Raw genomic sequence first — 25,689 nt, forward strand, 5'->3', positions numbered from 1 at the left:
AATCCAAAAGGGTAAAGGAGTAACTATGACAATACAAAATAAAACAATGCTTATTACTTACTCAGATAGTCTGGGAAAGAATTTGAAAGAATTAAATGAAAATCTTGGCAAGTATTTTGGAGAAGCTGTCGGCGGGGTTCATCTTTTGCCATTTTTCCCGTCAACAGGTGACCGTGGTTTTGCGCCAGTCGATTATGATGAGGTTGATGCTGCATTTGGGGATTGGGATGACGTGAAGGCATTGGGTGAGAAGTATTATCTCATGTTTGATTTCATGATTAACCATATTTCTCGTCAATCAAAATATTACAAAGATTATCAAGAAAAGCACGAAGCTAGTGCTTACAAGGATATGTTTCTTAACTGGGATAAATTTTGGCCAGAAAATCGTCCGACACAAGCTGATGTGGATTTGATTTACAAGCGTAAAGACCGCGCACCAAAACAAGAAATTCACTTTGCGGACGGTTCAGTTGAGCATCTCTGGAACACATTTGGTGAAGAGCAGATTGACCTTGATGTGACAAAAGACGTGACCATGGATTTCATTCGAAAGACCATCGCGCATTTAGCTGAAAATGGTTGCGACCTTATTCGATTAGATGCTTTTGCTTATGCAGTTAAAAAATTAGATACTAATGATTTCTTTGTAGAACCAGAAATCTGGGAATTGCTTGATAAAGTCCGTAGCATTGCTGCGGAATCTGGTACAGAGTTACTTCCAGAAATTCACGAGCATTATTCGATTCAGTTTAAAATCGCTGAGCACGATTACTATGTTTATGATTTTGCCCTTCCGATGGTGGTTCTTTATAGCCTTTACAGCGGAAATGTTAATCGTTTGGCGAAATGGCTTAAAATGTCTCCAATGAAACAATTTACGACACTTGATACGCACGATGGTATTGGAGTTGTTGATGTCAAAGATATCTTGACGGATGAGGAAATTGATTACACGTCAAATGAACTTTATAAAGTAGGTGCCAACGTCAACCGAAAATATTCAACAGCCGAGTATAATAATCTTGATATCTACCAAATCAATTCAACTTACTATTCTGCGCTTGGGGATGATGACAAGAAATATTTCTTAGCTCGTTTGATTCAAGCTTTCGCGCCAGGCATTCCACAAGTGTATTATGTTGGCTTTTTAGCTGGTAAAAATGATCTTGAATTGTTAGAAAAAACAAAAGAAGGTCGCAATATTAATCGTCATTATTATAGCAGTAGCGAAATTGCAGAAGAAGTCAAACGTCCAGTTGTTCAAGCTTTGCTAAAATTATTTACTTTCCGTAATCAATCGGCTGCTTTTGACCTGGATGGCAGTATTGAAGTTGATGAACTTGATAGTCACACAATTCTTATTACACGCCGTAATCAAGGCAGTAGTGTTGTCGCACAAGCAAAGATTAATCTAAAAGATTTGACTTATCATATCACAGAAAACGGTCAAGAAATTACCTTTCTATAAAGCTAAAAGCAAGGGATTATCCTTGCTTTTCTCTGCATCTAGGTTTGAGTAATGCAAACGATTGCGTGAAACAAAAGAAAAAGCTAAAATAGAGACAAAGAATTCTAAAATGAGGTGCGTTATGGAAAAACATTGGTGGCACAAAGCAACGATTTATCAAATTTATCCAAAATCTTTTAAGGACTCAAACGGTGATGGAGTTGGTGATTTAAAAGGAATTATCAGTAAGCTTGATTACCTGCAAAAGCTCGGAATTACAGCGATCTGGCTCTCTCCAGTTTACCAGTCTCCAATGGATGATAATGGCTATGACATTTCAAATTATGAGGCGATTGCTGATATTTTTGGCGATATGTCTGATATGGAAGAATTGCTAGAAGAGGCAAAAGCGCGTGGTATCCGCATCATTATGGACTTAGTGGTTAATCACACGTCAGATGAGCACGCTTGGTTTGTTGAAGCGCATGAAAATCCTGATAGTAAGTATCGTGATTTTTACATTTGGCGTAATAAACCTAATGAGCTCGATTCTATTTTTGGTGGCTCTGCTTGGGAATATGATCGCAAAACTGGGCAATATTATTTGCACTTTTTCAGCAAGAAACAACCTGATTTGAATTGGGAAAATCCGCTGTTACGCCAGTCTGTTTATGATATGATGAATCGCTGGATTGACAAAGGTATTTCTGGTTTTCGTATGGACGTGATTGACATGATTGGGAAGATTCCTGACCGCTTAATCTCAAATAATGGTCCAAAATTGCACGACTACCTTAAAGAAATGCACCAAAAAACTTTAGCCGGAAAAGATTTGTTAACGGTTGGTGAAACTTGGGGAGCAACTCCGGAAATTGCTAAGAAGTATTCATCGCCAGCTGAGAAAGAATTGTCCATGGTCTTTCAATTTGAGCATATCGGTCTTCAACACAAGCCAAACGCTTCAAAATGGGAATACGAAAAAGAGCTAAATGTTCCTGCTCTCAAAGCTATTTTCAACAAATGGCAGACAGAACTGGAACTTGGTCAAGGCTGGAATTCCCTTTTCTGGGACAATCATGATTTGCCGCGCGTGCTTTCTATCTGGGGTGACACTGACGATTATCGTGAAAAATCAGCCAAGGCGCTAGCCATTTCCTTACACTTGATGCGAGGAACGCCTTACATCTACCAAGGAGAAGAAATCGGCATGACTAACTATCCTTTCAAAGATTTGGGAGAAATTGATGATATCGAGTCACTAAATTTTGCCAAAGAAGCCCTTGAAAATGATAAGACACCAGAAGAAGTCATGGATAGCATTCGCATGATTGGACGTGACAATGCTAGAACACCGATGCAATGGGATAATGGCAAGAATGCAGGATTTTCAACAGCTGATAAAACTTGGTTACCAGTTAATCCCAATTACACAGAAATTAATGTACAAGCAGCTCTAGACAATCCAGATTCCATTTTCTACACTTACCAAAAACTCATCAAACTTCGCAAAGAAAACGATTGGTTGATTGATGCGGATTTTGAACTTTTGGATACAGAAGATAAGGTTTTTGCTTATCTTAGAAAAACAGCAGATGAAACTTATTTAGTAGTCGCAAACTTATCAAATCAAGTCCAAGCCTTTGAAACAACTCTTTCTTATCAAGAAACTATCATCAGTAACACCTCAGAGTTAATAGATTTTGAAAATCATGAACTCCAACCATGGGATGCTTTCTGCGTAAAAGTTGGGTAGTAAAAAACAGCTCCTAATTAGGAGCTGTTTTTAGATTTATTTTGTGCTATCACGTAAAGTCAAGTTGGTAGCTAGTCTTGTCATTGTTGGGACGGTGTGGCGTTTGATAAGTTGGCGATTTAAGATATCAACAGCTGTGCGTCCCATTTCTTCAGTATAGACTGTGATACTGGATAGAGCAGGAAAGACCTGCTTCGTTAGAGGTGTGTCATTGAAAGAAATGAGGCTGACGCGGTCAGGAACAGCAATATTAGCTTCTTGAAGCGCACGAAGGGCACCTATGGCTAGAGTGTCATTTGCAACAAAGAAAGCTTGTGGAAGGTCGTCGCCCAATTTTTCGATAGCTTCTTTCATCAAAGCGTATCCTGATGGGGCAGAAAAATCTCCTACAAAGACATAGTCAGGGTTATAGAGATTATTTTCGTAAGCATAGTTTTTAAAGGTACGGAAACGTTGGTCGACAATGAGTTCTTTTTGATCAGTTGTACGTTCTTCCCCAGCAATCATCCCGATTTTAGTAAATCCTTTTTTCATGAAATAATCGAGAACTTTGACAACGGCGTTATCAAAATCCGTAGTGACGCAAGGGTGACCAGCATTTAAAGTATCACTATCAACGAAAACTAGGTTTTTTGAATGATTTTCTAGACTGTGAATTTGTTGGTCTGAAAATTTACCAATAGCGATAATCCCGCTAACACTTTCTGAAATCGTTAGAATATCATTGTTAAAATAGCGTACAACGTCATAACCCAGTTCTTGAGCACGTTTTTCAAGACCAATACGAATGCTGTAATAGTAAAGGTCGTTTAACTCTTCTTGTTCACTATACCATTGGACAATGGCAATCTTTTGACGTTCTTGTGTGATGTTTGTGTTGCGTTTGTGTTTTTCGTAACCTAATTCTTCAGCAACTGTCAAAATACGGTGACGTGTCTCTTCACCAACTGAGAGGGTTTTATCTTTATTAAGGACACGTGAGACGGTCGCTGATGAAACATTTGCTAGCTTTGCGATATCTTTTAATGTAGCCATAGGTCATCCCTTCTTTCTTGATAGTATTATATCACATCATTAGGAAAAATAAAGCTTTTAAGTAAAACTTTAGTAAATATAATTGACATGTTTTAACTAAGACAGTAAAATGAAACCGTAATCATAATAAAGCAATAAAAAAAGGAGACCCTCATGAATACGAAAGAACTTAATCAAGCTTTTATTAATGTTTTTGGAACAGAAGCCGATGCTACATTTTTCTCACCAGGTCGTATTAATCTAATTGGTGAACACACTGACTACAACGGTGGTCACGTATTCCCTGCAGCTATCACTCTTGGAACATACGGGGCAGCTCGTAAACGTGATGATAAAGTTTTACGTTTTTATTCAGCTAACTTTGATGATTTAGGTATTATTGAAGTGTCACTTGATAATCTTACTTTTGATAAGAAAGATAGCTGGACAAATTATCCAAAAGGTGTCATTAAATTCTTGCAAGAAGCTGGTCACAAAATTGATAGTGGTTTTGAACTTTACGTCAACGGTAATATTCCAAATGGTTCTGGCTTGTCATCATCAGCCTCACTAGAACTTTTGGTCGGTATCGTAGCCGAAGAATTATTTGACCTTGAAGTTGAACGTTTAGACTTAGTAAAAATTGGTAAACAAACAGAAAATAAATTTATCGGAGTAAATTCTGGTATCATGGACCAATTTGCCATCGGTATGGGTGCTGACAAACAAGCTATCTACCTTGATACAAATACATTAGAATATGAACTTGTTCCACTTGATCTTGGTGACAATGTCATTGTCATCATGAATACTAATAAACGTCGTGAGCTTGCTGATTCAAAATATAACGAACGTCGTGCAGAATGTGAAAAAGCAGTAGAAGAACTTAACCAAGTGCTTGATATCAAGACATTGGGTGAACTTGATTTGCAAAGTTTTGACGAATATAGCTATCTTATTAAAGATGAAAATCGTCTCAAACGTGCCCGCCATGCTGTCTGGGAAAATCAACGTACCCTTCAAGCCAAAGAAGCTTTGATGGCTGGTGAACTTGAAAAATTTGGTCGTTTGGTGAATGCCTCACATGTCTCACTTGAGCATGATTATGAGGTAACAGGTATCGAACTTGATACCCTTGCTCACACTGCTTGGCAACAAGAAGGAGTTCTCGGAGCTCGTATGACAGGAGCGGGATTCGGTGGCTGCGGTATTGCTATTGTTGCTAAAGATAAAGTTGATGAATTTACTAAAAACGTTGGGCAAGTTTACACTGAAACAGTTGGTTATGCGCCAGCTTTCTACATTGCTGAAATCGCTGGTGGTTCACGTGTCTTATCTAGAAAATAATTAAGATTAGAGAGATAAAATGAAACTTTTAGATACTTTTGTCGCTAAGGTAATTGAAGCAAGCGACTATACAGAAGATGATATGTTTTACTTGCGTAACCGTGTCCTAGCCCTTGTGGGTGAGGATGGAGCAGAGCAAGAAACGCAAGAAACAGATTTAATTGCTCTCAAAGAAGAGTTGGTTGACTTAGCTGTAAAAAATGGCAAAGTCGGCGAATTAATGGCAGAAAAAGATTGCTTGGGTGCTGAATTGATGAACTTCATCACACCAATCCCGAGTCAGGTGAATCGTCGTTTCTGGGACACTTATGCTAAATCTCCTCAACAAGCTGTCGCAGATTTTTATGACCTAAGCAAACGTAATGACTACATTAAAATCGCTGCTATTGCCAAAAATATTGCCTTTACGACGCCGTCACAATACGGTGATATTCAGATTACGATTAATTTATCAAAACCTGAAAAAGACCCTAAAGCAATTGCTGCTGCTAAGTTAACCAAGGCGTCTTCTTATCCAAAATGTCAGTTATGTATGGAAAATGAAGGCTATCAAGGTCGAATTAATCACCCAGCGCGTGCTAATCACCGCATCATTCGCTTGAATCTTGGCGATGAAAAATGGGGCTTCCAATACTCACCATATGCCTATTTTAATGAACATTGCATTATCCTAAATACTGAGCATGTGCCGATGGTTATCAGTAAAAATACTTTTGCGCAGTTACTTGATATTGTCGATATTTTCCCAGGTTACTTTGCTGGGTCAAATTCAGACTTGCCAATCGTCGGTGGGTCGATCTTGACACACAATCACTACCAAGGTGGTCGTCATGTCTTTCCAATGGAAATAGCCGAGCTGGACAATGAATTTCATTTTAAAGGTTATTCTGATGTGACAGCATCGTATAGCATACATTATACGAAGTTATACGATGACACACAATCACTATCAAGGTGGTCGTCATGTCTTTCCAATGGAAATAGCCGAGCTGGACAATGAATTTCATTTTAAAGGTTATTCTGATGTGACAGCAGGTATTGTCAAATGGCCAATGTCAGTGCTTCGTTTACGTAGTCAAAACAAGGCACGCTTGGTTGAGTTGGCTGAAAAAATTCGTTTGGCATGGTACGATTATTCTGACGAAAGTGTTGATGTATTAGCTTATACAGGCGACACACCACATCACACAGTTACTCCAATTGCACGCAAACGTGATGGTCAATTTGAACTGGATATCGTTCTTCGAGACAATCACACGACAGCTGAATTTCCAGACGGTGTTTATCATCCACATGCTGATGTGCAACACATTAAAAAGGAAAATATTGGACTTATCGAAGTTATGGGGTTAGCTATTTTACCGCCACGTCTGAAAGATGAACTGCTAGAAGTTGAAAAATATCTTTTGAACCAGTATAATGAAATCGCTGACTATCATAAAGATTGGGCAGATGAGATTAAAAAACGTACGGATATTACGGCTGATACAGTGCATAATATTGTACAAGAAGAAGTTGGACACGTTTTTGTTCGTGTTCTAGAAGATGCCGGTGTTTACAAACGTGATGAAAAAGGTCAAAAAGCCTTTATGCGTTTTGTAAATGGCATTGGGTTAGAATAGGAGAAATAAATGTCAATTTTAGTGCTTGGTGGAGCTGGCTACATCGGCTCTCACATGGTTGATCGTTTAATTGAAAAAGGTGAAGAAAAAGTTGTTGTTGTCGATAGTTTGGTGACAGGACATCGTGCAGCGGTTCATCCTGACGCAAAATTCTATCAAGGAGATCTTGCTGATCAAGATTTCATGCGTAAGGTTTTCACAGAAAATCCTGATGTGGATGCTGTCATTCACTTTGCAGCTTATTCATTGGTTGCAGAATCAATGGAAAAACCATTGAAATACTTTGATAACAACACTGCTGGCATGATTAAATTGCTTGAAGTGATGAATGAATTTGGTATTAAATACATTGTTTTCTCATCAACAGCAGCAACGTACGGGATCCCAGATGAAATTCCAATCAAGGAAACAACGCCTCAACGCCCAATCAATCCTTACGGCGAAAGTAAGTTAATGATGGAAACCATTATGAAATGGTCTGACCAAGCTTATGGTATTAAGTTTGTGCCTCTTCGTTATTTCAACGTTGCGGGTGCGAAACCTGATGGGTCTATCGGCGAAGATCATGGACCTGAAACCCACTTGTTACCAATCATTTTACAAGTGGCGCAAGGTGTGCGTGACAAAATCATGATTTTTGGAAATGATTACAACACTCCAGATGGAACGAATGTTCGTGATTACGTTCATCCATTTGATTTGGCGGATGCTCACCTTTTAGCAGTCAAATACTTGCGTGAGGGCAATCCATCAACTGCTTTTAACCTTGGTTCATCAACAGGTTTTTCAAACTTGCAAATGCTTGAAGCAGCTCGTAAGGTGACAGGAAAGGAAATCCCAGCAGAATTGGCAGGGCGTCGTCCTGGTGACCCAGATACTTTGGTAGCGTCATCAGAAAAAGCGCGTGAAATCCTTGGTTGGAAACCACAATTTGATGATATTGAAAAAATCATCGCTTCAGCCTGGGCATGGCATTCAAGCCATCCAAATGGCTATAACGACAGATAAAATGTTAAGGCATCAAGTCTAAACTTGGTGCTTTCTTCTGATGCTAGAAAAAGGATGAAAAACGCCTTGATTTCGGACATTTTTACGGTCAATTCTTGCGTTGGGTAGGTAATTTTGGTATAGTAAAATTTGACCTTATAATTTTGGAGGATAGATATGGGAACAATTATTATGTTGGTTGTGATGATTGGGTTGCTTTGGTTTATGCAACGTTCACAACGCAAACAAGCTCAAGAACGTCAAGATCAGCTTAATGCTTTAAATAAAGGTGATGAAATCGTTACAATCGGTGGTCTTTACGGTATCATTGACGAAGTGGATACAGATAACAAAAAAATGGTCTTGGACGTTGATGGTATTTATTTGACTTTTGAATTAAGCGCTTTGAAACGTGTTGTAAACAAAGCAGCTCAAGATACCATTGAAACAACTGTTATCGAAGAAGTGGAAACACCAGTTGAAGAAGATCAAGCTATTGAAGCAGATTCTGATTCTGATACAGCGGTTAAAAGCGAAGACTAAAAATCAATTCAGATGGAAAAACCATCTGATTTTTTCTTTTGGCCTGAGGATTGTGGGTAAAAACTATGTAAAACTGGGTAATAAGTAGAGAAAAAATACGCGTTTTATGATAAAATATAACGAGCATATACTTGGTAAGGAATTTTTATGTTTAATTTTAGAAGAAAAGAAAAAACGCCTCATCTAGATAAGATTCCCAACCATATCGGGATTATCATGGATGGTAATGGTCGTTGGGCAAAAAAACGCATGCAGCCTCGTGTGATGGGGCACAAAGCGGGAATGGATGCCCTTCAAGAAGTCACAATAAAAGCGTCACAGCTAGGTGTTAAGATTTTAACCGTTTATGCTTTTTCAACTGAAAATTGGTCACGTCCTGAAAGCGAAGTGTCCTTCATCATGAATTTACCTGTGGAATTCTTTGATAAATACGTCCCAGAATTGAATGCCAATAACGTTCGGGTGCAAGTGATTGGGGATACCAAGCGACTTCCAGAAGCTACTTTAGATGCTTTGAATCGTGCTTGCGAAACAACCAAACACAACTCAGGCTTGATTTTAAATTTTGCCTTGAATTATGGTGGTCGTGCAGAAATCACAGAAGCGGTGAAAATGATTGCGCAAGAAGTATTGGAGGCTAATATCAGTCCTGATGATATCACAGAAGAAGTGATTGCCAATCACTTGATGACCAATCATTTACCATATTTGTATCGTGACCCAGACTTGATTATCAGAACAAGTGGCGAGTTGCGTCTGAGCAATTTCTTGCCTTGGCAATCGGCTTACAGTGAGTTTTACTTCACACCTGTTTTGTGGCCTGATTTTAAAGGGGACGAATTGGTGAAAGCTATTGAATCGTATAACGAGCGTCAGCGTCGTTTTGGTGGAATATAGAAAGGGCTAACATGAAACAACGTGTCATTTGGGGGGCAATTGCCTTAGTTATTTTTCTGCCTTTTCTACTGTGGGGCGGCTTATCTTTTCAGGTTTTTGTAGGTCTGTTAGCGATGATTGGTGTCGCTGAGATGTTACGCATGAAGGGGCTAGAATTCTTCTCACTTGAAGGGGCTTTAGCCATGCTGGGTGCTTTTGTTTTGACGGTGCCTTTGGACCACTATTTCCCATCATTGCCGATTGATTCGAGTTTCTCAGTTTATGGGATTTTGGTTTTCTTATTGTTAGCAGGAACGGTTATCAACAGCGATGACTATTCGTTTGAGGACGCGGCTTATCCGATTGCCTCAAGCCTTTACGTTGGTATTGGTTTCCAAAATCTTGTTGCTGCTCGAATGAGCGGTCTGGATAAAGTCTTGTTTGCCCTCTTTATTGTGTGGGCGACGGATATTGGCGCTTACATGATTGGTCGCCGTTTTGGTACGCGTAAGCTCTTGCCAAAAGTATCGCCTAATAAAACCATCGAAGGTAGTTTAGGCGGTGTGGTTTGTGCGATGGTGGTATCACTTGTCTTTATGCTGGTTGATAAAGCCGTTTATGCGCCGCATCATTTGTTGGCGATGCTGCTTTACGTTGCTTTATTTAGTGTTTTTGGGCAATTTGGTGACTTGGTGGAAAGTGCCATCAAACGTCATTTTGGGGTGAAAGACTCTGGAAGATTGATTCCTGGGCATGGTGGTATTTTGGACCGCTTTGATTCAATGATTTTTGTTTTCCCAATTATGCACCTTTTTGGTCTATTTTAAACACGATTTAATAGGGTATTGATAATTCCTGTTCTGTTAGAAGAATAGGAATTCTATCATTTTTCCTGCCGTATGGAAAGGAGTCAAATGCTCGGAATTTTAACCTTTATTATTGTTTTTGGTATTTTAGTGGTGGTTCACGAATTTGGGCATCTCTATTTTGCCAAAAAATCTGGTATCTTGGTTAGAGAATTTTCAATCGGAATGGGTCCTAGGATTTTCTCGCATATTGACAAAGAAGGTACCGCTTATACCATTCGTATCCTGCCTTTAGGTGGTTATGTGCGAATGGCAGGCTGGGGTGAGGATACAACTGACATTAAAACAGGAACGCCTGCCAGCCTCACGCTAAACGCAGACGGTGTGGTGACGCGTATCAATTTATCGCAAAAACAATTGGACCGCACTGCTCTTCCAATGAATGTGACATCGTATGATTTGGAAGACAAACTTGAAATCACTGGTTTGGTATTGGACGAAACCAAAACTTACGCCGTTGATCATGATGCAACCATCGTGGAAGAGGATGGTACGGAAATTCGTATCGCTCCCCTTGATGTTCAGTATCAAAATGCGACTGTTTGGGGACGTTTAATCACTAACTTTGCAGGGCCTCTAAACAACTTTATTTTAGGAACAATTGCTTTTATCGTCCTTGTCTTTATGCAAGGTGGGGTTCCAAACACAGCGTCTAACGTGATTCAAGTGACGCCAGATGGTGCCATGCAGGAAGCTGGTGTTAAAAGTGGTGACCGTATTTTAAAAATCGCCAATTACGAGGTTTCAAATTGGGATGGCTTGTCTGATGCCGTTTCAAAAGCGACCGACCATTTGTCAGAGGGTGATACCATTGACGTGACTGTCAAGACCACATCAGGTTCGGTTGAAAATGTGGCTGTTCGTCCGAAAAAGAACAATGGCAGTTATTTCATCGGCGTTTCCCCTGGTCTAAAAACAGGTTTTTGGGACAAGGTGACAGGTGGCTTTAAACTCGCTGGCCAAAGTGTGACAATGATTTTAAGTGCCTTGAGAAGCCTGATTTCCCAATTTAGCTTAGACAAGCTAGGTGGTCCAGTTGCTATCTACGAAGCGTCTAGCCAAGCCGCATCAAACGGTTTAATCTCTGTTGTTTATTTGTTAGCGACCTTGTCAATGAATTTAGGTATTGCCAATTTGATCCCTATCCCAGCTTTGGATGGTGGTAAAATTTTGATGAATCTGATTGAAATGGTTAGAGGAAAACCGCTAAAACAAGAAACAGAAACGTATATTACCTTGGCAGGAGTTGCCATCTTGTTTGTTTTGATGATTGCGGTCACATGGAATGATATCATGCGTGTCTTTTTCTAAAGGCAGCTGACTACAATTCGTTACTATAATTATTTTGGAAAGGAATTTAGGCGATTTTGCCATGAACAAGAGGATAAGTAAGCTAAGGTTAGATGAAAAGCTTGCTTATTTTCATGAAAATCGCCATTATCGTGTTATGAAACAATCACAAATGCTTATCCCTACACTTCGCGAAATGCCAAGTGATGCCCAAGTTATTAGCCATGCTTTGATGGTTCGTGCTGGATACGTTCGCCAAGTATCAGCTGGTATCTATGCCTACCTTCCTTTAGCGAACCGTACGATTGAGAAATTCAAAGCCATTATGCGCGAAGAATTTGAAAAAATCGGTGCCGTTGAAATGTTAGCACCAGCGCTTTTAACCGCTGATTTGTGGCGTGAATCAGGTCGTTACGAAACTTACGGTGAAGACCTTTATAAATTGAAAAACCGTGACAAATCTGACTTTATCCTTGGTCCAACACATGAAGAAACCTTCACTAGCTTGGTGCGTGATGCGGTTAAATCTTACAAACAATTGCCGTTAAATCTCTACCAAATCCAATCAAAATACCGTGATGAAAAACGCCCTCGTAATGGTTTGCTTCGTACGCGTGAATTTATCATGAAAGATGGTTACAGTTTCCATGCGGATTACGATGGTTTGGATGTGACTTACGAAGAATACCGCAAAGCTTATGAAGCTATTTTCACGCGCGCGGGTCTTGATTTCAAAGGTATTATTGGTGACGGTGGTGCCATGGGTGGTAAAGATTCTCAAGAATTTATGGCGATTACACCAGACCGTACAGACCTTGACCGTTGGGTAGTTCTTGACAAGTCTATTGCCTCAATGGACGAAATTCCTGAAGATGTTTTAGAAGATATCAAGAAAGAATTGGCGTCATGGTTGGTATCAGGTGAAGATACGATTGCTTACTCAACAGAGTCAACTTACGCTGCTAACTTGGAAATGGCAAGCAACGAATACAAACCAAAAACAAAAGTGGTTGCTCAAGAAGACGTTCAACGTGTGGAAACACCAAATTGCAAAACCATTGACGAAGTGGCTGCTTTCTTAAACGTGCCAGAAAGCCAAACCATTAAAACCCTTCTATTCATCGCTTATAATGAGCCTGTAGTGGCGCTTTTGGTTGGTAATGACCAAGTCAACGAAGTGAAATTGAAAAACTATCTTGGGGCTGATTTCCTTGACCCAGCTAGCGAAGAGGACGCTGTTAAAGTCTTTGGAGCAAACTTTGGTTCACTTGGACCTGTTCAATTGCCAGAAAATGTGCGTATCGTGGCTGACCGCAATGTTCAAGATGTGGCAAATGCAGTTGTTGGGGCAAGTGAAGATGGTTACCACTTAACAGGTGTCAACCCAGGTCGTGATTTTGAGGCAGAATACGTTGATATTCGCGAAGTCAAAGAAGGTGAAATCTCACCAGACGGTAAAGGAACGCTTAAATTTGCGCGTGGTATTGAAATTGGTCACATTTTCAAATTGGGAACGCGTTATTCTGAAAGCATGGGTGCAACGATTCTTGACCAAAATGGTCGTGCTGTGCCAATTATTATGGGCTGCTACGGTATCGGAGTTAGCCGTATCTTGTCAGCTGTGATTGAACAACACGCTCGCCTCTTTGTGACGAAAACACCAAAAGGTGCTTACCGCTTTGCGTGGGGTATTAACTTCCCTAAAGAATTGGCACCATTTGATGTGCACGTCATCACTGTCAATGTGAAAGACGAAGCTGCTCAAGCATTGACAGCTAAAGTTGAAGCAGATTTGGTTGCTAAAGGTTACGAAGTCTTAGTTGACGACCGTAATGAACGCGTTGGTTCTAAATTCTCAGATAGCGACCTTATTGGTTTGCCAATCCGTGTCACTGTTGGTAAAAAAGCTGAAGATGGTATCGTCGAAGTGAAAATCAAGGCAACTGGTGACACTATTGAAGTCAATGTAGAAAACCTCATTGAAACCCTTGATATTTTAACCAAAGAACAATAATCCTTAACAATCTGGACCTTGGGTTCAGATTGTTTTGTCTTTACCCAAAAGGGGCAGCTTAATATCGAAAAAAGTCCTATTTTATGGTAAAATGAAAAAAATACGCTTTTGACAAAGGGAAACATGACACGTGTTTCCTCTTTTATTCAGTCCTTGTGGCTAGTTAGTTTTTGGAATTGAGGTCGTTTACGCATGATGTCAGAATTGTTTAAGAAATTGATGGAGCAAATTGAGATGCCGCTTGAAATGCGACAATCGCCTGCTTTTTCATCTGCCGATATTCGTGAGGTCAAGGTGCATTCTGTTTCTCGCCTTTGGGAATTCCATTTTTCATTTGCAGAAATTTTGCCTATTGAAATCTACCGTGAACTGTCTTATCGTTTGGTTCAGACCTTCAAACAAGCCGATATTAAGGCGACCTTTGACATTCAAGCAGAAACGGTTGATTTTTCACAACCCTTATTGCAAGCTTATTATGAGGAGGCTTTTGAACACGCACCTTGTGACAGTGCGAGTTTTAAAGCGTCTTTTAGCAAATTAAAAGTGGCTTATGATGGGCAAAAAGTGGTGATTGAAGCGCCAGCTTTTGTCAACAATGAGCATTTTCGCAAAAATCATCTGCCCAATCTCACGCGTCAATTTGAAGCCTTTGGCTTTGGTCGGGTGGCTTTTGATATTCATTCGGATGAGGTAATGACGCAAGCCTTGACGGAGGATTTTACTTCTAATCGTGAGGCTATAGTGGAAAAAGCGGTGCAGGACAACCGTGAAGCCGTGAAATCATTAGAAGCAACCATGCCGCCAGTTGAAGAAGCACCAAAACCAGCCCCTGACTTTAGAGAACGTGCTAAACAGCGTCAAGCAGGATTTGAAAAGGCTGAAATCACGCCAATGGTCGAAGTGACCACGGAAGAAAATCGTATCGTTTTTGAGGGAATGGTGTTTGATGTGGAGAAAAAGACCACACGAACAGGCCGCCACATCATCAATTTCAAAATGACAGACTACACCTCTAGCTTTGCCTTGCAAAAATGGGCTAAAGACGATGATGAATTAAAAAAATACGATATGATTGCCAAAGGTGCTTGGTTGCGTGTGCGTGGAAATGTGGAAAACAACCGCTTCACCCATGCCTTGACCATGAATGTGCAAGATGTCAAAGAAATTGTGCACCATGAGCGCAAGGACCTCATGCCAGAAGGTCAAAAACGAGTGGAATTTCACGCTCATACCAATATGTCCACCATGGATGCCTTGCCAACCGTGGAAGAATTGATTGATACTGCTGCGAAATGGGGGCATAAGGCTGTTGCCATTACCGACCACGGCAATGTGCAAAGTTTCCCGCATGGTTATCATAGGGCTAGAAAAAATGGAATTAAGGCGATTTTTGGCTTGGAAGCCAATATCGTTGAGGACAAGGTACCAATTGCTTACAATCCTGCTGATTTGGACCTAAACGAAGCGACTTATGTCGTGTTTGACGTGGAAACCACAGGACTTTCTGCGGTCAATAACGATTTGATTCAGATTGCGGCGTCTAAGATGTACAAGGGTAATATCGTCGAGCAATTTGATGAATTTATCAATCCAGGGCACCATTTATCTGCCTTTACAACTGAGTTGACAGGGATTACGGATAATCATGTCCGCAATGCTAAACCAATTGAACAAGTCTTGCAGATGTTCCAAGATTTCTGCAAAGATACCATTCTCGTTGCTCACAATGCCACCTTTGACGTTGGTTTTATGAATGCGAACTATGAGCGTCACGGTATGCCAACGATTACCCAGCCTGTCATTGACACGCTGGAATTCGCCCGCAATCTTTATCCAGAGTACAAACGCCATGGTTTGGGACCATTGACCAAGCGTTTCCAAGTATCGCTTGAGCATCACCACATGGCCAATTACGATGCGGAAGCTACGGGTCGCCTGCTCTTTATTTTCTTGAAGGAAGCCCGTGAGAAGCACGGTTTGACCAATATGATGGATTTAAACACCAAGCTGGTTGCTGAGGATTCTTACAAAAAAGCCCGTGTCAAGCACGCCACTATTTACGTGCAAAACCAAACAGGTTTGAAAAATATGTTCAAGCTGGTCAGTTTGTCAAATGTGAAATATTTTGAAGGTGTGGCGCGTATTCCAAGAACAGTTTTAGATGCTCACCGCGAGGGCTTGCTTGTAGGAACGGCTTGTTCGGAAGGAGAAGTCTTTGATGCGGTCTTGTCATCGGGGGTTGATGCAGCGGTCAAGGTGGCACAATACTATGATTTTATCGAAGTGATGCCGCCAGCTATTTATGCTCCTTTGCTGGCTCATGGCACCATTAAGGACGAAGAAGGCATTCATCAGGTCATTCGGGATTTGATCGAGGTAGGCCGCCGTTTGAATAAGCCCGTTTTAGCGACAGGAAATGTGCACTATATCGAGCCTGAGGATGAGATTTACCGTGAAATTATTGTCCGAAGCTTAGGGCAAGGGGCCATGATTAACCGTCCTATCGGTCGTGGTGAAGATGCCAAGCCTGCTCCACTGCCTAAGGCTCATTTCCGCACCACCAATGAAATGCTGGATGAGTTTGCCTTTTTGGGTGAGGAGTTGGCTTATGATATCGTCGTAACCAATACCAATGCTTTTGCAGACCGTTTTGAAGAGATTGAAGTGGTCAAAAAAGATTTGTACACGCCTTTCCTTGATAAAGCCGAAGAGCGCGTGGCGGAGATGACCTACCAAAAAGCCTTTGAAATTTACGGCAACCCATTGCCCGATATCATTGATTTGCGGATTGAAAAAGAACTGACGTCTATTTTGGGGAATGGCTTTGCCGTGATTTACTTGGCGTCACAGATGCTGGTTATCCGTTCCAATGAGCGTGGGTACTTGGTAGGTTCGCGTGGGTCTGTTGGGTCAAGTTTTGTGGCGACCATGATTGGGATTACCGAGGTTAATCCTATGCCTCCGCACTATGTCTGCCCAAATTGCCAACACTCAGAATTCATCACAGATGGTTCCGTGGGGTCTGGCTATGATTTGCCAGATAAAGATTGCCCAGAATGCGGCACTCGTTACAAAAAAGATGGCCACGACATTCCTTTTGAAACCTTCCTTGGTTTTGATGGGGACAAGGTACCCGATATTGATTTGAACTTCTCAGGGGACGACCAGCCATCTGCTCACTTGGATGTGCGTGATATTTTTGGGGAACAATATGCCTTTCGTGCAGGAACCGTTGGTACTGTTGCGGATAGGACGGCTTACGGATTTGTCAAAGGCTATGAGCGTGATTATGGTAAATTCTACCCTGAAGCTGAGGTGGAACGCTTGGCACAAGGCGCAGCTGGTGTCAAACGGACGACAGGACAGCACCCAGGAGGGATCGTCGTTATTCCAAACTACATGGATGTTTACGATTTTACCCCTGTTCAATACCCAGCCGATGATTTGTCAGCGGAATGGCAGACCACGCACTTTAACTTCCATGATATCGATGAAAACGTCTTGAAACTCGATATTCTCGGTCATGATGATCCGACCATGATTCGAAAATTACAGGACTTGTCAGGCATTGATCCCAAAGACATTCCAGCAGATGATCCCGATGTCATGGCCCTCTTTTCTGGTACAGAGGTGCTTGGTGTCACACCAGAACAAATTGGAACGCCGACAGGTATGCTGGGAATTCCAGAGTTTGGGACTAACTTTGTTCGAGGCATGGTCGAAGAAACCCATCCGACCACTTTTGCGGAATTGCTCCAGTTATCAGGGCTTTCACACGGTACTGATGTTTGGTTGGGAAATGCCCAAGATTTGATTAAAGAGGGCATTGCGACTCTAAAAACCGTTATCGGATGTCGTGACGATATCATGGTTTACCTCATGCACGCAGGTTTGGAGCCAAAAATGGCCTTTACCATTATGGAGCGCGTGCGTAAGGGCATGTGGCTGAAAATTTCAGACGAAGAGCGCAATGGCTATATCACTGCCATGCGTGACAATCATGTGCCTGACTGGTACATTGAGTCTTGTGGAAAAATCAAGTACATGTTCCCTAAAGCCCATGCAGCGGCTTATGTGTTGATGGCGCTCCGCGTGGCTTATTTCAAGGTACATTATCCTTTGTATTATTACTGTGCCTACTTTTCAATTCGTGCCAAGGCTTTTGAGCTTAAAACCATGAGTGCAGGTCTTGATGTGGTGAAAGAACGCATGGAGGATATTGCTGCCAAACGCAAGGCCAACGAAGCCTCTAACGTGGAAATCGACCTATACACCACCTTGGAATTGGTCAATGAAATGCTTGAGCGTGGCTACACCTTTGGTCAATTAGACCTTTACCGTAGCAATGCAACTGAGTTTATCATTGACGGCAACACCTTGATACCACCATTTATTGCCATGGATGGATTGGGTGAAAACGTTGCTAAACAAATTGTCAAGGCGCGTGAAGAAGGCGAATTCCTCTCAAAAATGGAACTCAGAAAACGTGGTGGCGTGTCTGCTACATTGGTTGATAAAATGGACGAAATGGGCATTCTTGGCAACATGCCAGAAGATAACCAGTTAAGTTTATTTGATGACTTTTTATAGATGTTAAGCGTCCCTAAAAACGAGCAAAGGCATTTTGTTCGTTTTTTCGTAAAAGCAAGGAGAAAAGATGTCTGAATTAACAAATCAAGCTGTGAAAGCCATGGTCGTCATGCGTAAGGCTTTTCGGACCATTGATACCACGGTGTCAGAAACCTTTAAAGCCGACGGCCTCACCCCGACCCAATTTAGCGTGCTGGATGTGCTTTATAGCAAGGGGCCTATGAAAATCGGAGAGCTGTTGGAAAGCATTTTGGCGACTTCGGGCAATATGACTGTTGTCATCAGAAATATGGAGAAAAAAGGCTGGGTCACGCGCACCACTTGCCCTAATGACAAACGTGCTTATTTAGTCACGCTGACAGAGGAAGGACGCCAAGTCATTGATCGTGCCCTGCCGCACCACATCACCAAAATCGAGGAAACCTTTGCCGTTCTCACCCCTCAAGAACAGCTTGAACTCATTCGCTTGCTCAAAAAATTCAAACCGCGTGAGCATAATCATTTACAAAAGCCAAAATAAAGCATACAATAAGCCTATGGAAATTACTATGTAGTGATAAACGAGTTATCGCTTGTATTAAGGAGAAAACGTATGAAAAAAGTATTATTTATTGTTGGTTCATTGCGCAAAGGATCTTTCAATGAACAATTGGCTGAGAACGCCAAAAAAGCCTTGACAGGCAAAGCAGAAGTTAGATACCTTGATTGGTCACAAGTTCCAGTCTTTTCACAAGATTTAGAGGCTCATTTGCCAAAAGCAGTCCAAGATGCTCGTCAAGCTGTTTTAGACGCAGATGCGATTTGGATCTTTTCTTCTGTTTATAACTTTGCTATTCCAGGTTCTGTTAAAAATCTTTTGGACTGGCTATCTCGTGCGTTAGACTTATCTGACCCACGTGGACCATCAGCAATCAACGAAAAAGTCACAACCGTTTCCATCGTAGCAAACGGCGGCCACGAACAAGTGGCAGAAAGCTACCGCGCCTTGCTTCCATTTATCCGTACCCAATTTGTTGATAACATCACCATGTCACATATCAACGATTCAGCTTGGGCAGATGGTGTATTTGTTCCAACAGCCGAAGTGTTAGTTGATCTTGACAAGCAAGCAGCGGCTTTATTAGCAGCTTTAGATTAAAATGTCAATGAAAAAACGGCCTTGCCCATGAGGGGCAAAGTCGTTTTTTCGATGCTTATTAGTCAATAATGAGCATGCCTTCTTTAACGGCAAATGGATTTTTAGGGTCAATGTGGTCGTAGAACATGATACCGTTTGTGTGGTCGATTTCGTGTTGCACAACGATTGAATTGTACCCTTTTAATTTAACGCGGTATTTTTCACCGTTCTTGTCAAAATATTCCACAGTAACGCGTGCATGACGGACAACATAGCCTTCGACAACACGGTCAACAGACAAGCAGCCTTCACCATCAGCAAGCGCAGCATCTTGCACAGAATGTGCTACAACGCGAGGGTTGTACATAACCTCTTGCAAGCTGTAAGCTTCTTCTGGTGGGTTGCCGTCTTTGTCCTCAGGATTTGGCACAAGAACAGCAATAATGCGTTTTGAAATGTCCAATTGTGGAGCGGCTAAACCAACACCACCACGCAAACCCATTTTTTCAGCCGTTACAGGGTCTTGTGAATTTTTCAAGAATTGTAGCATTTTTTCGCCTAGGATGATTTCCTCGTCAGACAATGGGAAAGTTACGTCTTGCGCAACGGCACGAAGGGTTGGATTTCCCTCACGAATGATATCATCCATATTGATTAAATGACTCGGTTTGACTAATTTTTTAATAGCAGACATAATTCCTCCTCTTTTCATTCTCTAATAACACTATAGCACAAAACAAGGCAAGCAGAAAGCTAAAGGCTTAATTCGTGATTTTGAGGGCGATTAACTGGCTCATATCTTTGATGCGGTAGTAGGGTTTTTCTTTTTCGATAATGCCCAAATCAATCAGCTCATGAATCACGCGCAGCAAATGGCGGTAGCTAACACTAAACGAATCCGCCAGACTCTTTAATTCTAAGGTAAATAAGCCCTTGTCCTCCACCGCTAAAATATGTGTGGCTAAGCGTTCTTTCAAGGTGTAATTTAGGTTGGTCGAAGCACGGATATTTTGGTCGTAAAGCGATTGCGCCAAGCCCTTGCTGAGGTTTAATAGCAAGGTATTATCTGCCAGCAATTCCTCGCGAATGCCCGCCAAGGGAAGTTGGACCACCACCGAGTCCTCAAGTGTAATCACTGATGATACCACAGGCTGATTAGTCAATAACTCAATATCCCCAAGCAAGGTTGGCTTGTCTTTGATGTCTAAAATGTGCTCCTTGCCGTTAAACAAACGACGGACAATTTTGACTTTGCCTTCCACAAAATAAGAAAGAGCCGTCAACTCTTCCCCTTGGTGGCAAATGGCTTCCCCAGCAGGTAGCCTAAAAACGTGTAATTTATCAAAATAGTGTTCTGGAAAAATCGACTTTAACTGGTATTCTTTGGTAAGCGCTTCTAGCGACACGTAACCCTCCTCATGTGACAAAAGTCCTATTTTTATGTGTCAACATTGATTATACTTGTTTTAGCCAAAAAAACAAGTAAGGAGTTATTATGAAAACCTTTTTAGAGAAATTGAGCTTATTATCTTTATCTCTGATGCTCGTTTCGACCTTCTCAACCTCGACAGCATTACCGCAAATGATCGCGACTTATCAACAACAAGGCTATGCGACAAGCCAAGTTGAGTTTCTTTTTTCGATTACCTCATTTACAATCATGGGCATTTTGATTTTAAATCCTTTTTTAAATCGTGTCTTGTCTGAACGTGTGAGTGTTATCATTGGTTTGCTTTTAATTGCTTTTGGTGGTAGTTTGCCTGTCGTTCGTCAAGATTACAGCCTTGTGGTGGTATCACGTATCTTGTTGGGAATTGGGATTGGCTTGATTAACTCTCGTGCCATTAGTATCATCAGCGAAACCTATGAGGGACACGAACGCGCCCAAATGCTTGGTTTGCGTGGGTCTTTTGAAGTTTTGGGAAGTGCCTTTTTAACAGGAATCGTTGGTTTCTTGGTTCCGATTGATTGGTCTTGGGCTTTTATCATCTACCTATTTGCTTTGCCTGTTTTGTTCTTTTACCTTCTTTTTTCTCCCAAAAAACGCATAACGGAAAAAGTGGTTCAAGAACGTTCTTCAGCCAAATTCACCAAAGATGACATTTTCTTTATTGTCGGATTGTCGTTGCTCGCTGGTTTTGTGATTAACATCAATAGTGCCAATAGCCTTCGTATTCCAGTTATTATCGACCAATTGCACCTAGGAAGTCCTAGCCAAGCCAGTATGATTTTAAGTGGTATGATGCTCATGGGGATTTTGTCAGGTTTCCTCTTTAAGAGCTTGTTGTCTTATTTCAACAGACACTTGATTACCGTGTCGCTTATTCCATTTGCCCTTGGTTTGTTTATGCTTGGTTTTGCTCAAAACCTTTGGATTATGCTACTAGGTGCTATGTTATCAGGCTTCTTGTATAGTATCATTGTGACAACCGTCTTTAACGTTGTTTCTAATAAAATGCCTGCTCAGCTCATTGGTGATGCCACAACCTTGATTTTGCTCTTTTGTAACTTTGGAGGAGCCAGTGCGGCCATTACCTTAAACCTCTTTTCAAAAATTAACCCACACCCAACCTTTGCCTTTATCATTTATGGTGTGATTAGCTTGGTGATTAGTTTGATTTTAGCTTTAAAAGCTTACTTTTCACGCAAAACGGTGTGTGTTAATTCGTAAAAAAAGAGCAGGTATTTTTGAGAGATAGAGAAAAAATCTTTGACAAAATCAGTCATTATCTGCTACAATAATCGGTGTCGTAAGACAAGTAACTTTTTCTTGGTTATAGGAAACGCCAAACCCTATGACTCGGATGAAGCATTATAAAGGAGAAAAGATATGGCAATCTCAAAAGAGAAAAAAAATGAAATTATCGCTCAATACGCACGTCACGAAGGTGACACAGGTTCAGTTGAAGTTCAAGTAGCTGTTCTTACTTGGGAAATCAACCACCTTAACGAGCACATTAAACAACACAAAAAAGACCACGCTACTTACCGTGGATTGATGAAAAAAATCGGTCACCGTCGTAACCTTTTGGCATACCTTCGCCGTACAGACGTTAACCGTTACCGCGAATTGATCGCATCACTTGGACTTCGTCGCTAATCACAAACGACTGTCCAAAGCCTGTCAAGAGCCTATGCTTTTGGCAGGTTTTTTTCTGTGCTTTTTTAAGAATAAAACATTAAAAGTATATTAGTTTACTTGGGAAAATGTATCCCTTTACAAGACTATAAAAATAAAAATGAAAAAGCTTACAAAAAACAGCTTGACATTTTATTTAAAAAACGTTAATATAATTAGTGAAGAATATCACAATAACACAAAGTGTTGGTGATGATTCCTTTTACTTGATGATCGGCTGAACGCCACTTAGACCTCTTGATCAGTTTTAAGTGTTGTCCTGTTTTGACTCTAAGTTACGGAATTATATCGTAAGATTTTTCTTCGATAACAATATTAATTTTTAAGGTATTATAAAGGAGGCTTTTAATGGCTGAAACAAACAATGCAGAAGTAAAGACAAATGAGTTGAGCGCTGAAGAATTGGCACAACAATACACAGGTTCTTTAGTTGAAAAAGCGCTTGAAGCTGAACGTATTTATGCGACTTACTCACAAGAACAAGTTGACAAAATTGTAGCAGCGATGGCACTTGCAGGTTCAGAAGCATCTTTGGAACTTGCAAAAGAAGCACACGAAGAAACTGGTCGTGGTGTTGTTGAAGATAAAGATACCAAAAACCACTTTGCAACTGAGTACGTTTACGAACGTATCAAAAATGAAAAAACAGTTGGTATCATTGGGGAAGACAAGGTTGCAGGCAGCATCCAAATTGCAGCTCCTCTAGGTGTTTTGGCAGGGATTGTTCCAACAACTAACCCAACATCAACAACAATGTTCAAAATTTTGGTGGCTTTGAAAACACGTAACGCTATCGTGTTTGCCTTCCACCCACAAGCTCAAAAATGTTCAGCTCATGCGGCAAAAATTTTATACGATGCAGCCGTTAAAGCAGGGGCTCCTGAAAACATTGTTCAATGGATTGAAACACCATCACTTGCGAACACATCAGCTCTTATCCAAAACAAAAACATTGCGTCAATCTTGGCTACTGGTGGACCTGGTATGGTTAATGCAGCCCTTAAATCAGGAAACCCATCAATGGGTGTAGGTGCAGGTAACGGTGCTGTTTACGTTGATTCAACTGCTGATATTGACCGTGCGGTTGAAGATTTGTTGATGTCTAAACGTTTTGACAATGGTATGATTTGTGCTACTGAAAACTCAGCGGTTGTTGCTGCAGACATCTACGATACATGGATGCAAAAAATGCAAGAAAAAGGGGCATACCTTGTTCCTAAATCAGACTACAAGAAAATTGAAGACTTCGTCTTTAACGCTAACCACGGTGTAAACGGACCAGTTGCCGGAATGCCTGCAACTTGGATTTGTGAAAAAGCAGGTGTGGCTCTTCCAGAAGGCAAAGATGTTCTCTTGTTCGAACTTGACAAAGCTAACATAGGTGAAAAGCTATCATCAGAAAAACTTTCTCCACTTCTTTCAGTTTACAAAGCAGAAACACGCGAAGAAGGTATCGAAATTGTATCAGCTCTTCTTGACTATCAGGGTGCTGGGCACAACGTTGGCATCCAAATCGGTTCTCAAGCAGATCCATTTGTAGCTGTCTATGGAGACGCTGTGAAAGCTTCACGTGTATTGGTTAACCAACCAGACTCAGTTGGTGGTATCGGTGATGTTTACACTGACGCACTTAAAGCTAGCTTGACATTAGGAACAGGATCATGGGGGAAAAATTCATTGTCACACAACCTTTCAACTGGCGATCTCCTCAATATTAAAACGGTTGCTAAACGTCGTAACCGTCCACAATGGATTCGCTTACCAGAAAAAACTTACTATGAAAAGAATGCTATTTCATACTTGCAAGATGAGTATGAGCCAATGAAACGCGCGTTGATCGTTGCTGACCCAGGAATGGTTCAATTTGGTTTCGTTGATACTGTTTATGCCCAATTGGCACTTCGTGATGAAAAAGTAGAAACATCACTTTACGGAACAATCAAACCAGACCCAACACTTGGTCAAACTATTGAAATTGCAAAACAAATGCGCGAATTCAAACCAGATACTGTTATTGCTATCGGTGGTGGATCTGCCATTGACGCTTCTAAAATTGCCCGCTTGATTTACGAAGTATCTCTTGACCGTGGTGCTGAATTCCTTGATAGCTACGATGCAGTGAGCGAATTCTTCCTAGAATTGCAACAAAAATTCATCGATATCCGTAAACGTATCGTGAAATTCAAACACCAAACAGCAACACGTCTATTCTGTATCCCAACAACTTCAGGTACAGGTGCTGAAATCACACCATTTGCTGTTATCACAGATGATTACACTCACGTGAAATACCCACTTGCTGACTATGAATTGGTACCACAAGTTGCCATTGTTGACCCAGAATTCGTTATGACTGTGCCAAAACGTACAGCAGCTTGGTCAGGTCTTGATGCGTTGTCACACGCCCTTGAATCTTACGTATCTGTTATGGCTTCTGACTTCACACGTCCATGGTCACTTGAAGCAATCAAATTGATTATGGAAAACCTTGAAGATGCTTATAACTACGATCCTAAGAACCCAACGCTTCGTGGTGAAAAAGCGAAAGAAAACATGCACTACGCAGCAGCGATTGCAGGTATGGCGTTTGGTAATGCCTTCCTAGGTATCAATCACTCACTTGCTCACAAAACAGGTGGTGAGTTCGGCCTTCCACACGGTCTAGCTATCTCTATCGCAATGCAACATGTTATCCGCTACAACGGGGTAACTGGTAATGTGAAACGCTCTGTTTACCCACGTTACGAAGAGTACCGTGCACAACAAGACTACGCAAACATTGCTCGTTACATCGGTCTAGAAGGTAAAGACGATGCTGAATTGGTAGAAGCACTTTGCCAACGTATTGACCAGTTGATGCGTGCTGTTGATGTTGAGCCATCACTTTCTGCAAACGGCGTAACCAAAGAAGCCTTTGACGCTGCAGTAGATCGTTTGGCAAGCTTGGCTTATGATGACCAATGTACACCAGCTAACCCACGTCAACCATACATCTCAGAATTGAAACAACTTTTGATTGACATGTTCTAATGTCGGTTGTTTAAAGCCGTCTATAAATGAAGCCTCCCATGTTTTTTTGGG

General features: G+C 41.2%; 18 protein-coding genes and 1 pseudogene. 16 read left to right on the plus strand and 3 right to left on the minus strand.

Features of this window, described 5'->3' with window-relative positions; genetic code table 11:
• Positions 1–25: 25 nt before the first annotated feature.
• Entirely contained in the window at positions 26–1,471 is a 1,446-nt protein-coding gene (gtfA, locus tag HFK82_RS05475) for a sucrose phosphorylase (protein WP_014293867.1), read from the plus strand.
• 121 nt (positions 1,472–1,592) lie between these two features.
• Positions 1,593–3,203: a glucan 1,6-alpha-glucosidase DexB gene (gene dexB / locus HFK82_RS05480; RefSeq protein WP_168261094.1), complete on the plus strand. Its 1,611-nt coding sequence runs from the start codon at positions 1,593–1,595 to the stop codon at positions 3,201–3,203.
• A gap of 36 nt (positions 3,204–3,239) precedes the next feature.
• Here dexB and HFK82_RS05485 read toward each other — a convergent pair whose 3' ends face one another.
• Positions 3,240–4,238, minus strand: a complete 999-nt coding sequence (locus HFK82_RS05485; RefSeq protein WP_058813611.1) for a LacI family DNA-binding transcriptional regulator — start codon at positions 4,236–4,238, stop codon at positions 3,240–3,242.
• A 153-nt stretch (positions 4,239–4,391) separates the two neighbouring features.
• On the opposite strand from HFK82_RS05485, the gene HFK82_RS05490 reads away from it, so the two are divergent.
• From HFK82_RS05490 to HFK82_RS05545, 11 genes and pseudogenes are all read left to right on the plus strand, one after another.
• A complete protein-coding gene (locus HFK82_RS05490) occupies positions 4,392–5,564 on the plus strand; it encodes a galactokinase (RefSeq protein ID WP_058813612.1) in 1,173 nt (390 codons plus the stop codon).
• Positions 5,565–5,583: 19 nt separating this feature from the next.
• Positions 5,584–7,186, plus strand: a pseudogene (locus HFK82_RS09310) (UDP-glucose--hexose-1-phosphate uridylyltransferase).
• A 9-nt stretch (positions 7,187–7,195) separates the two neighbouring features.
• Entirely contained in the window at positions 7,196–8,194 is a 999-nt protein-coding gene (galE, locus tag HFK82_RS05505) for a UDP-glucose 4-epimerase GalE (RefSeq protein WP_168261095.1), read from the plus strand.
• A gap of 156 nt (positions 8,195–8,350) precedes the next feature.
• The gene (gene yajC, locus HFK82_RS05510; RefSeq protein WP_168261096.1) at positions 8,351–8,716 is read left to right on the plus strand and encodes a preprotein translocase subunit YajC; all 366 of its coding nucleotides are present in this window, start codon (positions 8,351–8,353) and stop codon (positions 8,714–8,716) included.
• A gap of 147 nt (positions 8,717–8,863) precedes the next feature.
• Positions 8,864–9,613 (plus strand): isoprenyl transferase, encoded by a 750-nt coding sequence (locus HFK82_RS05515; RefSeq protein ID WP_168261097.1) that lies wholly within the window; start codon positions 8,864–8,866, stop codon positions 9,611–9,613.
• 11 nt (positions 9,614–9,624) lie between these two features.
• A complete protein-coding gene (locus HFK82_RS05520; protein ID WP_168261098.1) occupies positions 9,625–10,419 on the plus strand; it encodes a phosphatidate cytidylyltransferase in 795 nt (264 codons plus the stop codon).
• 87 nt (positions 10,420–10,506) lie between these two features.
• A complete protein-coding gene (gene rseP / locus HFK82_RS05525) occupies positions 10,507–11,769 on the plus strand; it encodes an RIP metalloprotease RseP (RefSeq protein WP_168261099.1) in 1,263 nt (420 codons plus the stop codon).
• A 136-nt stretch (positions 11,770–11,905) separates the two neighbouring features.
• On the plus strand, positions 11,906–13,762 hold the full coding sequence (locus HFK82_RS05530; protein ID WP_206151238.1) for a proline--tRNA ligase: 1,857 nt from the start codon (positions 11,906–11,908) through the stop codon (positions 13,760–13,762).
• A gap of 195 nt (positions 13,763–13,957) precedes the next feature.
• Entirely contained in the window at positions 13,958–18,352 is a 4,395-nt protein-coding gene (locus tag HFK82_RS05535) for a PolC-type DNA polymerase III (RefSeq protein WP_168261100.1), read from the plus strand.
• Between the two features lie 67 nt (positions 18,353–18,419).
• On the plus strand, positions 18,420–18,872 hold the full coding sequence (locus HFK82_RS05540; RefSeq protein WP_168261101.1) for a MarR family winged helix-turn-helix transcriptional regulator: 453 nt from the start codon (positions 18,420–18,422) through the stop codon (positions 18,870–18,872).
• Positions 18,873–18,944: 72 nt separating this feature from the next.
• On the plus strand, positions 18,945–19,490 hold the full coding sequence (locus HFK82_RS05545) for an NADPH-dependent FMN reductase (protein ID WP_168261102.1): 546 nt from the start codon (positions 18,945–18,947) through the stop codon (positions 19,488–19,490).
• 58 nt (positions 19,491–19,548) lie between these two features.
• Here the strand turns inward: HFK82_RS05545 and def are convergent, their stop codons facing one another.
• Together def and HFK82_RS05555 are read right to left on the minus strand one after the other, a co-directional pair.
• Entirely contained in the window at positions 19,549–20,163 is a 615-nt protein-coding gene (gene def, locus HFK82_RS05550) for a peptide deformylase (RefSeq protein WP_168261103.1), read from the minus strand.
• 67 nt (positions 20,164–20,230) lie between these two features.
• Positions 20,231–20,875 (minus strand): cyclic nucleotide-binding domain-containing protein, encoded by a 645-nt coding sequence (locus HFK82_RS05555; protein WP_168261104.1) that lies wholly within the window; start codon positions 20,873–20,875, stop codon positions 20,231–20,233.
• A gap of 89 nt (positions 20,876–20,964) precedes the next feature.
• Between HFK82_RS05555 and HFK82_RS05560 the strand changes: the two genes are divergently transcribed.
• The 3 genes from HFK82_RS05560 (at position 20,965) to adhE (ending at position 25,638) form a co-directional block, all read left to right on the plus strand.
• Positions 20,965–22,140 carry an MFS transporter gene (locus tag HFK82_RS05560; protein WP_168261105.1) on the plus strand — a complete coding sequence of 392 codons (1,176 nt, stop codon included), beginning with the start codon at positions 20,965–20,967 and terminating at the stop codon, positions 22,138–22,140.
• A 159-nt stretch (positions 22,141–22,299) separates the two neighbouring features.
• A complete protein-coding gene (rpsO, locus tag HFK82_RS05565; RefSeq protein WP_003063161.1) occupies positions 22,300–22,569 on the plus strand; it encodes a 30S ribosomal protein S15 in 270 nt (89 codons plus the stop codon).
• A 387-nt stretch (positions 22,570–22,956) separates the two neighbouring features.
• Positions 22,957–25,638, plus strand: a complete 2,682-nt coding sequence (adhE, locus tag HFK82_RS05570; protein ID WP_168261106.1) for a bifunctional acetaldehyde-CoA/alcohol dehydrogenase — start codon at positions 22,957–22,959, stop codon at positions 25,636–25,638.
• The last annotated feature ends 51 nt before the right edge of the window (positions 25,639–25,689 follow it).

Origin of the sequence: Streptococcus alactolyticus (genome assembly GCF_012277075.1) — a bacterium.
In the GTDB taxonomy this organism is placed as follows: domain Bacteria; phylum Bacillota; class Bacilli; order Lactobacillales; family Streptococcaceae; genus Streptococcus; species Streptococcus alactolyticus.

Excerpts from the sequence above, each read along its gene's own strand:
- rpsO (WP_003063161.1), top strand. The coding sequence starts at position 22,300 with ATGGCAATCTCAAAAGAGAAAAAAAATGAAATTATCGCTCAATACGCA.
- yajC (WP_168261096.1), top strand. The coding sequence starts at position 8,351 with ATGGGAACAATTATTATGTTGGTTGTGATGATTGGGTTGCTTTGGTTT.
- HFK82_RS05490 (WP_058813612.1), top strand. The coding sequence starts at position 4,392 with ATGAATACGAAAGAACTTAATCAAGCTTTTATTAATGTTTTTGGAACA.
- HFK82_RS05560 (WP_168261105.1), top strand. The coding sequence starts at position 20,965 with ATGAAAACCTTTTTAGAGAAATTGAGCTTATTATCTTTATCTCTGATG.
- gtfA (WP_014293867.1), top strand. The coding sequence starts at position 26 with ATGACAATACAAAATAAAACAATGCTTATTACTTACTCAGATAGTCTG.
- def (WP_168261103.1), bottom strand. The coding sequence starts at position 20,163 with ATGTCTGCTATTAAAAAATTAGTCAAACCGAGTCATTTAATCAATATG.
- adhE (WP_168261106.1), top strand. The coding sequence starts at position 22,957 with ATGGCTGAAACAAACAATGCAGAAGTAAAGACAAATGAGTTGAGCGCT.
- dexB (WP_168261094.1), top strand. The coding sequence starts at position 1,593 with ATGGAAAAACATTGGTGGCACAAAGCAACGATTTATCAAATTTATCCA.
- HFK82_RS05530 (WP_206151238.1), top strand. The coding sequence starts at position 11,906 with ATGAAACAATCACAAATGCTTATCCCTACACTTCGCGAAATGCCAAGT.
- HFK82_RS05515 (WP_168261097.1), top strand. The coding sequence starts at position 8,864 with ATGTTTAATTTTAGAAGAAAAGAAAAAACGCCTCATCTAGATAAGATT.
- galE (WP_168261095.1), top strand. The coding sequence starts at position 7,196 with ATGTCAATTTTAGTGCTTGGTGGAGCTGGCTACATCGGCTCTCACATG.
- rseP (WP_168261099.1), top strand. The coding sequence starts at position 10,507 with ATGCTCGGAATTTTAACCTTTATTATTGTTTTTGGTATTTTAGTGGTG.
- HFK82_RS05485 (WP_058813611.1), bottom strand. The coding sequence starts at position 4,238 with ATGGCTACATTAAAAGATATCGCAAAGCTAGCAAATGTTTCATCAGCG.
- HFK82_RS05540 (WP_168261101.1), top strand. The coding sequence starts at position 18,420 with ATGTCTGAATTAACAAATCAAGCTGTGAAAGCCATGGTCGTCATGCGT.
- HFK82_RS05535 (WP_168261100.1), top strand. The coding sequence starts at position 13,958 with ATGTCAGAATTGTTTAAGAAATTGATGGAGCAAATTGAGATGCCGCTT.
- HFK82_RS05545 (WP_168261102.1), top strand. The coding sequence starts at position 18,945 with ATGAAAAAAGTATTATTTATTGTTGGTTCATTGCGCAAAGGATCTTTC.
- HFK82_RS05520 (WP_168261098.1), top strand. The coding sequence starts at position 9,625 with ATGAAACAACGTGTCATTTGGGGGGCAATTGCCTTAGTTATTTTTCTG.